The organism is Advenella mandrilli, from assembly GCF_016595155.1.
GTDB lineage: Bacteria > Pseudomonadota > Gammaproteobacteria > Burkholderiales > Burkholderiaceae_B > Advenella > Advenella mandrilli.
Window position 1 is genome coordinate 33,848 of record NZ_JAENGP010000011.1, and the last position, 15,750, is coordinate 49,597.

Below are 15,750 nucleotides of genomic sequence, written 5' to 3' on the forward strand. Positions count from 1 at the left end.
AAGGTTTTTATATGAAGATCAAAAAAAAATTGAGTATAGGGCTGTTAGCACTTGTATTAACGGGCTGTGCTGCACCCAAACCACCACCGGAACCCTCCGGTACCCCGTTCCCGATTAATCCAGCAGATTTGAAAAATGAGGCAGGTAATGCAGTCAAGAAAAAATAAAACACCCTCACCAAAACAATCAGCGATTGAATTTATCCAACAAGCCAATGAGTTTGAAAAATCAAGGATTGTGGCGGTCAAGCGCAACAATAAAATTGCCTGGGGCATAACGGGTGTAAGCACGCTTATGACAATTATGAGCGTAGCGGCTGTGATGCTGTTGGCACCGCTTAAAACCGTTGAACCGTTTGTTATTCGGGTAGATAACAATACCGGTGTTACAGATATTGTGACAATCATGAAAGAACAAAATAAAAGCTATGGCGAAATCATAGACCGCTATTGGTTAACCCAGTACGTCAAATTCAGGGAAAGTTACGACTGGTGGACGGTACAGGCTGGCTACGATGCGGCCATGCTGTTAAGTGGTGCGACAGAGCAGGGTGTTATAGGTGGCTTGTTTCAAAGCGAGGGGGCACCCTACAAGGTATTCAAAGATCGTTTCAGGGTTGATGTCAAAATTTTATCGGTTACCTGGATCGGTGAGGTTGCACAAATACGTTTTGAAAAACAGGTCAAACCCTTATCAGAATCAACCCAGCGGCCACCGGTTCAACGTTTAATGGCAACCTTAGGGTACCAATATATAAATACGCCTCAAGCGGATAAAGACCGGGAAATCAATCCGCTGGGGTTGCAGGTAATGCACTATCGTGTAGATACTGAAAGTTAAGGTGTTTTTATGAAATACAAAAATAGGGTAAAGCTGCTGATGGCAGCTGTTTTTTTTAGTACGGCTACTACTTCGGTTCATGCACTGGTAATCCCTAAAGGCTCACAATATGATGCCCGGGTGCAAACCGTGACATACAGCCCGTATAACGTTACGAAAATTACCGCACAAGTTGGTAAAACCGTCTTGGTGCAACTGGAAAAAGATGAGTTCCTAGCCGAAGATGACCCAGCCGCCACGGTAGCCATGGGCGATGCCCTGGGCTGGAATTTGTCGGTACACGGCAACAACATTGTGTTTAAACCTGCCGTTGAAAAATCAGATACCAATATGGTGATTGTCACGAATAAAAGAACGTATGTTTTTCAGCTTGAAGTCAATAATGAGGCATTACATCCTACTTATGTTTTGCGGTTTCATTACCCCGATACCGCAAAACAAAAGCGTGATGAATACAAAGAAAAACAAGATCAAGCGTTTGATATTCTAACTGGTAAAAATATGCGCTTGAATGTCAATATCCAGAATCAGGAATATTGGGGCTTTGGTGATGCGGGTATTGCACCCACGGCCATGTATGACGATGGTCTGTTTACATACTTTGAGTTCAATAACGGCAAGCACCTGCCAACGATTTATAAAAAAATGCCCGATGGCACAGAAGCCTTGGTTAACAAGCACGTACAGGGTGATACCGTCATTGTTCATGAACTGAATAAAGACTTTGTGCTGCGGCTTGGCCAGTCTGTCCTGGGCATCGAAAACCGGGGTTTTAATGAGCGAGGCCGGTTTAATAACCTGGGCACGAATAAAAAGAATGCCGTGCGTATTATCAAAAATAAAGGAACCAGAAAGTGAGTATTTTTGATAGAAATAATATAGAGCCTGTCATGCCTAATGAGTTGTCACCAGAACCGCTTTCTGAACAGCTTAATAATAAGGACGTTGAGCGTGGCATGCCAGAACTGCACATTCAAAAGAAAAGCAATACGGGCAAAGTGTTTATAGCAGCCGTTTTGGTCTTGGGTTTATTGTTGATTATTCTTGGGTATATGAGTTTTGGTGGTGGCGATGAAGAAGTTGTAGAAGAAGCACAGGCAGAACAGGTGCAGATAAGAAACACCCGGCCAATCGACTTTGAAACCGAACAGGCTGGGTTGATTGTCAAGGAACCGGAACAAGCACCCAGTGTCCCAGTTAATTCAGGTCAGTCAGCCTATCAGACTGCTGTCTCTTCAAGTACGGAAAGCTGGAGTGGTGAAAGCACTACCGTTCAAAAAGAACTGGCAGAGCCGGACAGACGACTTCAGGGTAACGCAACAATAGCAATAAGCCGCTCAGGTTCAATAGCATCACAAACCGTTGGAAGCCAGGAAATTGGCCGTGAAACGGTCTTAAGCAATCGGTTAAACCCTACCGTAACCACTTCTGCTGTTGCCCGACAACGGGCTGACTTGACCTATTTACTGAAGAAGGGCACCAACATTTCATGTACCTTGGACACAAAGATTGTGACAACCCATCCGGGTATTACACGTTGTATCGTTAATAAAGACGTGTACTCATCGAATGGCAAAGTATTGTTAATCGAAAGGGGTTCTGAAGTGATTGGTGAACAGACAGCAGCCCTATTGCAAGGGCAGGCACGGGTCTTTGTTCTATGGAATGCGATTGATACGCCCAATGGCGTGGCACTGGATATTAATAGTCCAACGGCAGATTCTTTAGGTGCTTCAGGTCAAGAGGCCCAGGTGGATACGCATTTCTGGAAACGCTTTGGCGGGGCAATCATGCTTAGCCTGATTGATGATGGTCTTGTTATTTTGAGTGACCGCATCAATGACGGCAGCAGTAATGTCAGTTATGACAGCACTTCAGATGCCGTGCAGAACATGGCGGCCGAGGCTTTGAAAAACACGATTAATATACCGCCAACTGGGTACGTTAATCAGGGAACGCTGGTTAATGTCATGGTTGCCCGTGATGTTGATTTCAGGCCTGTCTACGAGTTGGTTGATCCGTATTTTTATACGGTTAAATGATGTTTATGGAATTAAAAATTGATCATATGTAGCTATCAGACAGCTTTTTATGGATAAGAAATGAATGATTATGCACGTGATGTCAGTTCCAGGAACTTGCTGGATAAGCTTGGAATCACTGACTATCTGAACCGGGACGGGGTTACTGAAGTAATGATAAATCGGCCTGGTGAAGTATTTATCGAGACAAGCCAGGGCGTGGAGCGTTTTGAAAACAGGCTGTTAACGTATAACAGCCTGTATGAGTTAGCTAACGTACTGACGATTTACAACAACAAGCACATAACAATTAAAAACCCAATGCATTCCGTCACGCTTCCAGACCAGGAGCGGGGCCATATCCTGATACCGCCCAGTTGTGAGACAGGCACGATTGTATTTTCATTTCGTAAACCGTCTAAAAACCGATTTACATTCAGTGATTATGTTGATTCCGGCAGGTTGTCCGGATTTACGGATACGTCTGATTTAGTCAGAGACTCACGGATTGAAATTGACAGTAGCCAATACCGGGACCTTTCAGACTCTTTGAAAATCCCGGTAGATATTCATCTGGCAGAGTTTGAACTGGAAATGCTTAAGCATAAGGAAAACAGGGATTTGAATGCGTTCTTCCAACTGGCGGTAAAGCACAAACTGAATATATGTATGGTGGGCGGTACCGGTTCCGGCAAAACCACGTTTTCAAAAGCCATTGCAGACATGGTGCCGGTGGATACCCGGATCATAACGATTGAAGATACGCATGAGCTGGATTTACCCAATCACCCAAACCATGTTCATTTGTTTTACAAGGAGCATATAACAGCCAAAGACGTGATTTCATCGTGCATGCGTCTGAAACCAGACCGTATATTTCTGACGGAGCTAAAAGGTGATGAGGCATGGGATTATTTATCAGCCCTGAATACCGGTCATCCAGGAGGTTTAACTTCGGTACACGCCAATGATTCAAAAAGCGTTTTTTATCGGATTGCCCAACTGGCGAAAGAGTCCAGCACCGGCAAAACCATGGACTATGACTATATTTTGAAAACAGTCCAGTCAACCATTGATGTCGTTTGTTTTTTCAGTCAAACCTATATGACAGAGCTTTATTATGACCCTGTTCAAAAAGCACGGGCATTAAGAGGCTATTAATTTTTTAAGGATATAAAAGAATGAGTGCGTTTATTAACGAAATCACCTTGATGGGTAATCTTGGGCGTAAGCCTGAACTGCGTTATTTTCAAAATGGCACGGCTACTTTGCGGGTTTCACTGGCTACTACTGATAAATGGACGGATAAAGAAACTGGGGAAGTCAGGACAGCAACTGAATGGCATTCTGTCCTGTTGCGTGGAGGTCAGGCTGAGCGGGTTGCCGAATATATGGACGCAGGTGATAAGTTATGGGTGCGGGGCAAGGTTAAAGCCCGGCAATATACCGATAATGAGGGTGTTGAGCGGGTGATTAGTGAGATCCATACCAAGGAAATGAAAATTATCTTTACACGGCCACGGAACAAAAATAATGATCCGGTTCACCCTGATGATATTGATAGTCAAGAAGAGCCGATGGACGATGATCCTTTAGAGAGTTATATGTAATATGAAAAAAATATTTACCAGGTTGGGAGTAGCCATTGCGCTACTCCTTTTTTTTGGAACGTTGGGCCAACTGCTTGGAAGCTATGTTTTCATTAAATATGCACCGATGCCCAATGAAACGATTGGGCTAGGGGTGTTATTGCAGTATTACGAGCTTTCAGGCGGTGCCGTTCTACAGCACAACTGGCCGTATCGAATTGGCTTAGGCATAAGTGTCCTGTTGCCTGTCGTTATGCTTCTTGTGGTCATGGCTGCTGTATTCAGTAAGCCGAAACGGGAATTGCACGGTTCTGCCCGGTTTGCATTGCCAGGAGAAATTGCAAAGCATGGTTTATTGGAAGACAAGTATCGAGAACCGGATTTGTTGATTGGCCAACATAACGGCAAATATTTACGCTGGTCTGGAAAGCAGTTTGCCTTTCTTGCGGCACCGACACGGTCAGGTAAAGGGGTAGGGATCGTTATACCCAATTGCCTGCATTACCGTGATTCATTGGTCGTATTTGATCCAAAACTGGAAAATTTCAAGATAACGGCCGGGTTCCGAGCAGCCCATGGCCAGGAAGTTTTTTTATTCAATCCTAGTACAAAAGATTTTAAAAGCCACGGCTGGAACCCGCTTTCATACGTTAGCCGGGATCCAATATTTTCTACGGGCGGGGCATTTAATATTGCCAATATCTTATATTCAACCAATGGTAATGATAGTGGTAATACCCGGTTCTTTAATGAGATGGCGCAAAAACTATTTGTGGGTTTATGCCTTTTCTTGATAGAAACAGAGCATGAAACCGAAATCGTGCCTAGTTTGGCCGCCATGCTTAAACTCGCAACGCCAGAAAATGGTATGTCACTGTCCGACTGGATTAAAGAGCAGGTGTGTAGGCCGGATTTAAGTCCAGAGTGTAAAAATAACCTATTGAGCTATGCCGGGAACAGTGGGCAAACAGCGTCTGGAATTTTAGCCAATTTTCTGGCCCCTTTGTCGGTGTTTTCAGATCCGATTGTGTCTGAAATTACCAGCCGGGATGATTTTGATTTGCGAGATGTACGAAAGAAAAAAATGTCAATTTACATAGGCATCTTGCCAAACGATATTTCAAAGTTTTCCCGGCTTATTAACCTGTTTTTCAGTCAGTTGATTTCTGAAAACACCCAGGAACTGCCAGAAAATAACGTGGTGCTTAAATATCAATGTTTGTTGCTGATTGACGAGTTTGCGGCATTGGGCAAGGTAGATATTATTGAGGCTGGCGTGGCGTACATTGCCGGGTACAACATACGGATATTGGCTATTTTCCAGAATATGAGCCAGTTAAACCGTTTATATACCCAGGACGGTGCCCGGACATTATCCACCAACTTTGAGTGCCAGATTATTTATCCGCCCAGGGACAATAAAGATGCCCAGGAATATTCAGAAATTATAGGGTATGAAACGTTTAAAAGTACTTCGTTTTCCCGGCAAAAAGGAGGCATGGGAGATAAGAGCCAGTCCACCAGTGACCAAAAGCGACCGGTGCTGTTGCCACAGGAAGTCAAAACCCTGCCGACAACGGATTGTGTTGTTTGCCTGACAGGTATCCAGCCGATATATGCAAAAAAAATCGTTTATTACACCGATCCTGTTTTTAAAGCCCGACTAGGTTATCCAGAGCCAACTATTCCAACATTGGCCATTAAACGGTTTAAGCATGATGCTGATCCAGACTTGATTGAAGAAAGTAAACAAGGGAAACCAAATGGTGGGCAAGCCAGTAACAAGCATGAGATTTTAAAGGCATTAATCATGTCATTGTGTCCTCAAAATCCAGATAAAGCTTTTTTACAGGCTTTAAAAGCTGCCGTTGAAAAGACTTATGAAACAGCGGGTGTCAAGGCTTTTGAGTCTCTTTTTCAAGTTTAATAATCAACGATAGGAGTTATTGTCATGAGTGACTATAACGAGATCGAGCGGGCCTTGTCGTATGTGTCCAATTCAGATGACAGGGAATTATGGGTTCGTATGGGAGCTGGAATTAAAACTGAATTGGGTGAAGACGGTTTTGATCTTTGGGATCGTTGGTCGCAAACTGCTGATAATTATCAAAGCCAGTCTGCAAAAGCCGTATGGAAGAGTTTAAAGCCGGGTAGGGTCAACATTGGTTCTGTTTTTCATGAAGCAAAGAATGGAGGATACAAGCCAGATAAAACGCAGTTTAAGCCGGTTGATCCTGAAAATTTTAGGCGTAAGGCACAAGAGAGACAACAACGGGAGCAGCAGGCCATCACTGAAAGGCTGGAGGCAGCAGACAAAGCCAAAGATAAAGCCCAGGTATTATTTAATAAGGGTGATCCGGTTAATCCGAATCACCCTTATTTATTGAATAAAGGCATTGCAGACCCAGTCATTCTGGCAAATTTACGCCAGCAGGGGAATCACTTGCTGGTGCCCGTTAAACAGAATAAAGAGATAGTGGCCGTTCAGAAAATCAACCCTAACGGTAGCAAGTATTTTGGTAAAGATGAGATGTTGACCGGCAGTGCATTTTTGATTGGGGATGCGTCAAAATCCAAAGCCACAGGGCTGATCCTAACCGAAGGCTTGGCAACGGGTGCAAGTCTGCATGCTGCCACTGGTAAGCCTGTTCTGGTTGTGTTTGCGGCTCATAACTTGGTTGCAGTGGCTGAAAATATCAAAAAGGCGGATTTCCCTATTGTCCTGGCCGCAGATAATGATTCAAAAACAAAAAATGCCGGTTTGAAGTTTGCCCAAAAAGCAGCCGAAATTTTAGGTTCCAGGGCAGAAATTAAAATGCCGGTTTTTGATGATAAGGATACGGCCATTTATCAAGATAAACATGGTGTTGGCAAGTATCCATCGGATTTCAATGATTTACACGAAATCCGGGGACTTGATGCCGTCCGTCAAGTGATTGGTGAAACACAGGTTTTAATAAAAAACGATACGGAAAACGAAAAGGAAAGCACAATGAAATTGCAAGAATCTGACTATTTTAAAGGCTTGCCAGAGCCAGACCAGGAACAGAGTGAGCCGGTTGATCGAGGATCGGATCAGGCTGAAAATTATATTGAAGTTGATCTGGAACAGATTAAAGCAAAGGCTGTTCCGCTAAATAAGGAACTGGAAGAGGAGGCACTGACAAACCTTACCGGCAATAATACTAAAACCGCAGAAAAAGAGTCTGTTCAAGAACCGTTAAAGCCATCTGTACAGCCAAATAATCAATCAGTCGTTGAGCAACCGCCGCCGATCACTGATTTACAGTATAAGGCACCACCTGAGAGCCTGAAAAACAAATACCTTTATGCTGATGGAATGTATCTTGATGTCAATGGCCGGACAACCGTTTTTGTGGACTCAGGTAAGCAATTAAAAACATCCAAATCAGATTTGCAAACTGTGCATGACATGGTGGAAGTAGCCAAAGATAAAGGGTGGTCGCACATCAAACTTTTTGGCAATCATGAATTTAAACGCCAGGCATTTTTAGAGGCCGAAAGTCAGGGCATTAAAACAACTGGTTATCAGCCTACCCCTGAAGATTTAGCGGCATTAAAGCACCTGCAGGATGAGCGTGCATTGAATAAGCTGGAAAATATACCTGTCCTTGAAAAGGGGTTGGAAAAACCGGAACAGGGTGTTAAAGAGCGGGTAAGCAAAGAGGACTTGAATGCGGGGGTACTCGTCGATCATGGTGCAGCACCCTATATGCATGATGAAAAAAATAAAATGAATTATTTTGTGACGTTAAAACAAGGAGAAAAAGAGCATACCGTTTGGGGTCTGGGGCTTGAAGATGCACTAAATAAAAGTAATGCAAAAGTAGGTGATGAACTGTCTCTGAAAAATATTGGCAGGCAGGCTGTGGAAGTTGATGCCCCTATTTTTGATACAGACGGCAAAACGGTTATATCTCATGAAAAAATAGTTTCTCACCGTAATGAATGGGAAGCGACCATTTTTAATAAAAAGGAAGTGGAAACCGAAAAACAAGAGCCAATAATAAACAATCAATCGGATAAGCAAAACGATAAGTCGTTACAAGCCCAGGCTGCGGCCGAAGCGGATAAACTGAAAGCGCAAAACCAAATGCCAACGGCCGCACAAATTGAATCTTCACCCAAAGCAGACATTGACTCTGACGTAAGAATGACGGATATTGGCGGCCAATCGGTTAACAGTGAAGTCAAGATTATGGCTGATAAAATGGTCCAGTCTGGCGGTGTTAAGGGCTTGAATAAGGCTAATCTGGCCAAGTTCCAGGTATATAAAAGCATGGCCAAAGAGGTGGTGGCAAATATGAAGACCGATCACCGGAAAGATGCTATGCGTAATTTTGATACCAATATGGATAAGGCAATAAACGGTACAGCATTGAATATGCCTGACCCATTGCAAGCTAAAGTGGAAAAACAGCAGCAAAGGGAAAGGGAACAAATCAAACAAAATGAAATGGAGTTAGAGCGATGAGTATAGATAATGAACAGGACCAGCTTGATAACACAGAGCCTAAAGAAGAAACAGACGAAAAGCTGTTGGAAATTCTACTTCAAAACCCGGAATACCTTGCAGATGAATATGATCATCTAACCGAAGAAGAAAGAGACGCCTTGGCCAATAAAAATTAAGCCGGTCAAAACTGTTAAACGAAGCTGCCTTTAAGGCGGCTTTTTTTATGGATAAAAATTATGTCAGTATCAAAAAAATCACCACTTTATGAGCAAGTGGCCAATCGAATCATCGAGCAACTAAAACAAGGGACAGCACCTTGGCAAAAGCCGTGGGGTGAGGCGGCACTATCACGGCCATACAATGCGTTGACCGGCAAAGAGTACCAGGGCATGAACTCAATGAGTTTAATGAGCAGTGGATTTGAAGATCCCCGGTGGATGACTTTTAACCAGGCAAAAAATGAAGGGTACACGGTTAATAAAGGCTCAAAAGGCAGCCATATTCAATCAATCCGCTTTCATGATGAGCAAATTAAACGTGATGCAAGCGGTGCAGTGGTTAAAGATAGTACCGGCCAATCGGTTAAAGAAATGGTGAAATTGGATAAACCGATTATTAGAACTTTTGTTGTCTTCAATGCAGAGCAAATTAACGGTATTGCACCACTGGAAAAGAAAGTGCAGGAATGGAACCCTGTGGAAAGAGCAGAAAGTCTTCTGCAAGCCTCTCAAGCCGATATAGAGCATAAATCTGGTGATCGAGCTTATTACACCCCGATGCGGGACAAGATCGTTTTGCCAAACCGTGGGCAGTTTACCGATGCTGAAAAATATTATTCAACAGCGTTACATGAACTGGGGCACTGGACGGGGCATGAAAGTCGTCTTGATCGTCCGCTGATGAACGCTTTTGGTACTGAGGCCTATGCAAAAGAAGAGCTAAGGGCTGAAATTGCATCAATGATGTTGGGTCAGGAACTGGGTATAAGCCACGATCCGGGGCAACATGTGGCTTATGTGGATTCATGGATTAAAGCATTACAGGATGATCCTTATGAGATTGTTTTGGCCTGCCAAGACGCTGAAAAAGTTCACGATTATGTCATGGCTTTTGAGCGTACGAAAGCGCTAGAGCCGGTTGAAAATTTGTCTGCTAATCATATTAAGGAACATAAGAATTTAGAACCTACGGTAGCAAGCCAAATAGCAGGCATTGAATGGGAAATTTAAGATGTTGAAAACCTTAAATGTGGAAGATGTGGCGCAATATTGCCATTGCCATCCTGAGACTATAAGGGAGCATATTAGATCAGGAAAATTATTGGCCTGCAAAATTGGCCGTAGATACTTTGTAGAACAAGAGTCCTTGCAAAAATATGTTAAAAATAATCAGGCTGTATTGCTGCAAGCGTCGTACAGGAGAAATAAATGTCACTCGTCCTTAGAAACGGAATTTGGCACATTGACTTTTGCACCGCAAGCGGTAAAAGAATTAGACGTACTACTGGAACAAATTGCAAAAACAAAGCGTTAGAACTCCACGATAAACTCAAACATGAATATTGGCGAGTTGAACGCATGCAGGAGGTACCCAACAAAACATGGGATGAAGCAGCAAAACGCTGGTTGCTTGAAATGCAGCACAAAAAAGATTTACGTAAAGATGCTTCCAAATTGAAAATATTGTCTTCATTCAGAGGCTTATACCTTAAGGATATGAACCGTAATTTTATTATGGAGACCATCAATAATTTGCAGTGTGGCAGCGCTACAAAGAACCGTTATATTGCTTTGGTAAGGGCTATTTTACGAAAAGCCGAAAGAGAGTGGGATTGGCTTGATAAAGCACCTTTTTTAAAGCAGTTTAAAGAACCTAAAAAAAGAGTTCGTTGGTTAACAAAAGATGAGGCAGAACGGCTTATAGAGGCTTTGCCTGAGACGATAGCTGAAATGGTACGGTTTTCTTTAGCCACAGGATTACGTAAATCAAATGTGTTATTTCTTGAGTGGTCACAAATTGATTTAAAACATAAAGTTGCCTGGATACATGCAGATCAAGCAAAAGCTGAAAAGCCAATAGGTGTTGCATTAAATAGATTAGCCATGGATGTTTTAGAAAGACAATGGAAAAAGCACCCCCGACGAGTTTTTACTAATAAGGGAGTACCAGTGAAAGTGGTTAGCAGTACAACTTGGAGCAGAGCTTTAATCAAAGCAGGTATCGAAGATTTCCGTTGGCATGATTTAAGGCATACCTGGGCTAGTTGGTTGGTACAGGCAGGTGTGCCAATTCGTGACTTACAGGAAATGGGCGGTTGGGAAACAGTCGCAATGGTGCAAAAATATGCCCACCTTGCGCCATTTCATTTGCATAAGCACGCGGCATTGTTAGACACAAAAATGACACACGACCAAGTTTTAGTTAACCAAAATGCAATTTGCTCTGAACAAAAATAGAGGTGAATATATGAAAAATTTAATTTTTGCTAAACAAAAAATAGAGGTAACTATATGAAATTTATAATAAAAAAGGCCGTCTCTATTTTTATAGAGACGGCCTTTTAGAAACTGGTGCCCGGGGCCGGAATCGAACCGGCACGCCTTGCGGCGGGGGATTTTGAGTCCCCTGCGTCTACCAATTTCACCACCCGGGCAATCTGACGTTACAGGAAATAAACCTGTAACTGTAGGCAGGAAAGAAAAAATTATACCTGTTTTTTTGTTTTTTTACAGTACTGTTATCTTTATTTGGCTAAAAAATAAAATATTCATGAATAAATGTCGTTTATGCAACACAAAAAAACAAGCCGGCTATAAAGTATGGGTAAAAACATCTACCCCATAACTTCAAACCAGCAGGAAACTCATGGATACCGATCTTCAAGCTGAAATAGACCGTTTACACAATGAATGCCTTTCCCTGATGATGGCAACCAACAATAAGCAGGGAGAGCCAAATGCCAGCTACACCCCTTTCACATGGCTTAATAACCGTTTTTATATTCTGGTGTCCGGTCTGGCCACGCACACGGTCAATTTGCAGCAAAACCCCAATCTGGCTATTTTGCTGGCAGACGATGAAAGCAAAACCAAAAACATCTATGCCCGTGTGCGTTTAAGCTATCAGGCCAGGGCGGAAACGGTTGATAAAAACAGCGAAGAGTATGAAAGCGCACTGGCGGCCCTGACGGAACGGGCCGGTAAAACGGTAAGTTTATTGGCGTCCTTGCCTGACTTTGTTATGGTTCGGCTGCTGCCGTCAAAAGGCACGCTGGTGCAGGGCTTTGGCAAGGCTTTTGTTTTTGATCCACAAAAGCGGGAAAGCGCCACCCAGCTGACAAATCGTAATGTTGCCGATTGGCGCTAATGTATCAGGCATGCCAAGCGCTTGGAAATGATTTTTTGCCTGCCGTGGCTGTTGGGCCAGTGCAGGCAAGGGTGGGGGAGTGAAGCATTGTTTATTGTTTTTCCAGCCTGTCCCGCTCACGGAAAGAAGCAACATGGCGGCCATGCACAATATAAAACAGCAGCATGCATAACAGGGCCAGTCCGGCCATCAGCCAGTACAGGTTACGGTAGCCGGTTTCAGAAATAATAATACCTAACAGGTAAGGGCCAAAACCCAGTCCGGCATCCAGGCAAATATAAAATGTGGCGGTGGCCAGTCCCATGCGATGCGGCTTAACCACTTTAATGGCAACGGCCTGCAGGGCCGATTGCAGGCTGCCGTAACCCAGGCCAATCAGGGCGGCGGCGGTTAGCAGTGTTAAGGCGGAATGGCTTGTTGCCATGGTGGCCATGCCCATGGCAAGTAAAATGCAGCATGGGTACACAATCACGTTTGAGCCTTTTTTGTCCAGGATTTTTCCGGCAACCGGGCGTGAAAACAGGATAACGAAAGAATAAACAACAAAAAAGAAACCGGCTGCCGTAACCAGGTTCAGTTCAATCGAGTAGCTGTTCAGGAAAGTCAACACGCTGGCAAAGCACAGCCCCAGCAGGAACATGACCGTTGACACTGGCAAGGCCTTACGTTCAACAAGATCGCCTAGGGAAAAGCGGAAAGGGATTTCACCGGTGTGCTTGCTTGAGCTGGTTTTCAGGAAGGTTGAGGCCGCCAGGGCCAGCAGGCTGATAAACAGGCAAAATGCAAAAATCCACTGGAAATCAAAAGTCTGGCTCATCCACAACCCCAGGAATGGGCCAATGGCAGAAGCCAGCGTGGTGCTAAGGCTGTAGTAGCCAATGCCTTCGGCCTTGCGATGGGAGGGAATAATATGCGCCACAATGGTGCCGCAGGCGGTACTGGCCACGCCAATGGCCATGCCGTGCAGAAAGCGTGCCACCAGCAAGGAATAGATGGAGTCACTGATAAAATACAGGCCGGTGGTTATCGTGAAGGTAACCAGGCCAATTAACAGGGTTTTTTTCTGGCCAATCACGTCCACCATCTGGCCGATAATCAGGCGGCTGGTTAGGGCGCCAATAATAAAAATGCCTACCGCCAGCCCGGCCATGCTAATAGAAACCCCATAACGTTGGGTGACATAGTCACCCAGGGTAACAATCAGAAAGTAAAAGACGATAGAAATGAGTAAGTTGACCCCCGTGATGATAATAAAATCAGGGGTCCATAGTTTTTTGGATTGCATGTGTTTTAAGAAATAATTACCTGGCTTTTGCAGGAAAACAGCGTGTGCGTTTGCATGGGAAAGAGGGAGCAAACAGCGATGAAATGCTATTGATTATACGCCTGTTTCCCTGTTTACAATAAAATGCCCTTGAAAAAAGGCAGGTAGCCCCCAGTTAACCCGGTAGATTGCAGGTTTTTACTTGCCTGTTTTTATTCTAACTTTTTTCAAGCGAACAATTCTATGAGTCAAGAAGAAGCAACTGTTCAAGCCGGCCCGCAAACCATGGGCTTTCAAACAGAAGTCAAGCAATTACTGCATTTAATGATTCACTCCCTGTATAGCAACAAGGAAATTTTCTTGCGGGAACTGGTTTCCAACGCCTCGGATGCCTGTGACAAGCTGCGTTTTGAAGCCATCGACAACCCTGCCTTGCTTGAAGGTGGGGCGGACTTGCAAATTAAGGTCAGCTATGACAAAGATGCCCGCACCATTACCATTTCCGATAATGGCATTGGCTTAAGCAAAGAAGAAGCAGTGGCCAACCTGGGCACGATTGCCCGCTCTGGCACGAAAGAGTTTTTCTCTCAGCTAAGTGGCGATAAGCAAAAAGACGCCCAGTTAATTGGCCAGTTTGGCGTGGGTTTTTACTCTTCATTTATTGTTGCCGACAAGGTAAGCGTAGAAAGCCGCCGCGCTGGTGTGGCCGCCAATGAAGCGGTGCGCTGGACCTCCGAAGGTGAGGGCGACTTCACTATTGAAACGATTGAAAAGGAAGCACGCGGTACCGAGATTACCCTGCACTTGCGTGCCGATGAAGATGATTTCCTTAGCCACTGGAAATTAAGCGAGATCTTGCGCCGTTATTCCGATCATATTTCCCTGCCTGTGCTTATGCAGAAAGAAGAATATGATGAAGAAAAAAGCGAAATGGTTAAACAGGACGAGTGGGAGGCCGTTAACCAGGCCAGTGCACTATGGACCCGCAGCAAGTCTGACATTACCGACGAGCAGTATCAAGAGTTTTACAAGCATGTCAGCCATGATTTTGAAGATCCGCTGGCCTGGACCCATAACCGTGTGGAAGGCCGTAGCGAGTATACCCAGTTGCTGTATATTCCCAAGCGCGCGCCGTTTGATTTGTGGGATCGCGACGGCAAGCGTGGCGTAAAACTGTATGTGAAACGTGTCTTTATCATGGATGAAGCCGAGCAGTTGCTGCCATCGTACCTGCGTTTTGTGCGCGGTGTGATTGACTCTTCTGACTTGCCACTTAACGTTTCCCGTGAAATTTTGCAGGAAAGCCGCGATGTTCGCGCTATTCGTGAAGGTTCGGTAAAACGTATCCTGTCCCTGCTTGAAAACATGGCCGAGAACAAGCCCGACGATTACGCTGTATTCTGGGCCGAGTTTGGCCAGGTGCTTAAAGAAGGTACCGGAGAAGATCCGTCCAACCTTGAGCGGATTGCCAAACTGATGCGTTTTGCCTCAACCCATACCGATGAGCCTTTGCAGAATGTCTCCCTGGCCGATTACATCTCACGCATGAAAGAAGGGCAAGACCGGATTTACTACGTGGTGGCAGACTCCTTCAATGCAGCCAAGAACAGTCCGCACCTTGAGATCTTCCGTAAAAAAGGCATAGAGGTCCTGTTGCTGTCAGAGCGGGTTGACGAGTGGATGATGTCTCATTTCCGCGAGTTTGAGGGCAAGCAGCTGGTATCGGTTTCCAAGGGGGGGCTTGATCTTGCCGAGTTGGCCGATGAAGCGGAAAAGAAAAAACAGGAAGAAGTGGCCGAGTCCTTCAAGCCTTTGGTGGCGCGTTTGCAGGAAGCCTTGAAAGACAAGGTTAAGGACGTCAGTGTGACGCTGCGTCTGGTTGACTCTCCGGCTTGCGTGGTGGTTGGCCAAAATGAATTAAGTCCGCATTTGCTGCGCATGTTGCAGGCGGCTGGCCAGGAAACGCCCGATTTCAAACCTACCCTTGAAATCAACCCCGAACATGCCATTATTGCCCGTATTCAGGCGGCCGAAGAAGGTGCATTTGAGGATTGGGCCAATGTGTTGCTGGATCAGGCCATGCTGGCTGAAGGCGCTCAGCTGGCCGACCCGGCCGCGTTTGTTAAACGCATGAATGCCCTGTTGCTGAAGTCTGCGTAATCGCGATCTGAAGCAGGCATAATGCCAATGCCC

The 15,750-nt window shown here is 44.8% G+C and carries 15 protein-coding genes and 1 tRNA gene; 14 read left to right on the top strand and 2 right to left on the bottom strand.

Features of this window, described 5'->3' with window-relative positions:
• Positions 1 to 11: 11 nt before the first annotated feature.
• Genes JHL22_RS10325 through JHL22_RS10380 form a run of 12 tightly spaced genes read left to right on the top strand, consistent with a single transcriptional unit; the run spans position 12 to position 11,383 of the window.
• Positions 12 to 167, top strand: a complete 156-nt coding sequence (locus JHL22_RS10325; RefSeq protein WP_200236893.1) for a YdgH/BhsA/McbA family protein — start codon at positions 12 to 14, stop codon at positions 165 to 167.
• A complete protein-coding gene (locus JHL22_RS10330) occupies positions 148 to 840 on the top strand; it encodes a VirB8 family type IV secretion system protein (protein ID WP_234041236.1) in 693 nt (230 codons plus the stop codon). The genes JHL22_RS10325 and JHL22_RS10330 overlap by 20 nt, the downstream gene beginning before the upstream one ends.
• Positions 841 to 849: 9 nt before the next feature.
• A complete protein-coding gene (gene virB9 / locus JHL22_RS10335) occupies positions 850 to 1,698 on the top strand; it encodes a P-type conjugative transfer protein VirB9 (RefSeq protein ID WP_200236898.1) in 849 nt (282 codons plus the stop codon).
• Positions 1,695 to 2,882 carry a type IV secretion system protein VirB10 gene (gene virB10, locus JHL22_RS10340; protein WP_329610664.1) on the top strand — a complete coding sequence of 396 codons (1,188 nt, stop codon included), beginning with the start codon at positions 1,695 to 1,697 and terminating at the stop codon, positions 2,880 to 2,882. The genes virB9 and virB10 overlap by 4 nt, the downstream gene beginning before the upstream one ends.
• A 60-nt stretch (positions 2,883 to 2,942) precedes the next feature.
• Positions 2,943 to 4,022 (top strand): ATPase, T2SS/T4P/T4SS family, encoded by a 1,080-nt coding sequence (locus JHL22_RS10345; protein ID WP_200236900.1) that lies wholly within the window; start codon positions 2,943 to 2,945, stop codon positions 4,020 to 4,022.
• Positions 4,023 to 4,042: 20 nt separating this feature from the next.
• A complete protein-coding gene (locus tag JHL22_RS10350; protein ID WP_200236902.1) occupies positions 4,043 to 4,471 on the top strand; it encodes a single-stranded DNA-binding protein in 429 nt (142 codons plus the stop codon).
• Position 4,472: 1 nt separating this feature from the next.
• A complete protein-coding gene (locus JHL22_RS10355) occupies positions 4,473 to 6,377 on the top strand; it encodes a type IV secretory system conjugative DNA transfer family protein (protein ID WP_234041237.1) in 1,905 nt (634 codons plus the stop codon).
• Between the two features lie 24 nt (positions 6,378 to 6,401).
• On the top strand, positions 6,402 to 8,945 hold the full coding sequence (locus JHL22_RS10360; protein ID WP_200236904.1) for an LPD7 domain-containing protein: 2,544 nt from the start codon (positions 6,402 to 6,404) through the stop codon (positions 8,943 to 8,945).
• Positions 8,942 to 9,103, top strand: a complete 162-nt coding sequence (locus JHL22_RS10365; RefSeq protein WP_200236907.1) for a hypothetical protein — start codon at positions 8,942 to 8,944, stop codon at positions 9,101 to 9,103. The genes JHL22_RS10360 and JHL22_RS10365 overlap by 4 nt, the downstream gene beginning before the upstream one ends.
• A gap of 60 nt (positions 9,104 to 9,163) precedes the next feature.
• Positions 9,164 to 10,156, top strand: a complete 993-nt coding sequence (locus JHL22_RS10370) for an ArdC family protein (RefSeq protein WP_200236909.1) — start codon at positions 9,164 to 9,166, stop codon at positions 10,154 to 10,156.
• 1 nt (position 10,157) lies between these two features.
• Positions 10,158 to 10,460, top strand: a complete 303-nt coding sequence (locus JHL22_RS16205; protein ID WP_200236911.1) for a helix-turn-helix domain-containing protein — start codon at positions 10,158 to 10,160, stop codon at positions 10,458 to 10,460.
• Positions 10,355 to 11,383 carry a tyrosine-type recombinase/integrase gene (locus JHL22_RS10380; RefSeq protein WP_234041238.1) on the top strand — a complete coding sequence of 343 codons (1,029 nt, stop codon included), beginning with the start codon at positions 10,355 to 10,357 and terminating at the stop codon, positions 11,381 to 11,383. Before JHL22_RS16205 ends, JHL22_RS10380 begins: the two co-directional genes overlap by 106 nt.
• 112 nt (positions 11,384 to 11,495) lie before the next feature.
• Here the strand turns inward: JHL22_RS10380 and JHL22_RS10385 are convergent.
• A tRNA-Leu gene (locus JHL22_RS10385) sits at positions 11,496 to 11,580 on the bottom strand.
• Positions 11,581 to 11,792: 212 nt separating this feature from the next.
• Between JHL22_RS10385 and JHL22_RS10390 the strand changes: the two genes are divergently transcribed.
• Complete coding sequence (locus JHL22_RS10390) at positions 11,793 to 12,293, top strand: HugZ family pyridoxamine 5'-phosphate oxidase (RefSeq protein WP_200236916.1); 501 nt, start codon at positions 11,793 to 11,795, stop codon at positions 12,291 to 12,293.
• Positions 12,294 to 12,384: 91 nt separating this feature from the next.
• Here the strand turns inward: JHL22_RS10390 and JHL22_RS10395 are convergent, their stop codons facing one another.
• On the bottom strand, positions 12,385 to 13,578 hold the full coding sequence (locus tag JHL22_RS10395; protein ID WP_200236918.1) for an MFS transporter: 1,194 nt from the start codon (positions 13,576 to 13,578) through the stop codon (positions 12,385 to 12,387).
• A gap of 222 nt (positions 13,579 to 13,800) precedes the next feature.
• On the opposite strand from JHL22_RS10395, the gene htpG reads away from it, so the two are divergent.
• Complete coding sequence (gene htpG / locus JHL22_RS10400; RefSeq protein ID WP_200236921.1) at positions 13,801 to 15,717, top strand: molecular chaperone HtpG; 1,917 nt, start codon at positions 13,801 to 13,803, stop codon at positions 15,715 to 15,717.
• Positions 15,718 to 15,750 lie beyond the last annotated feature (33 nt).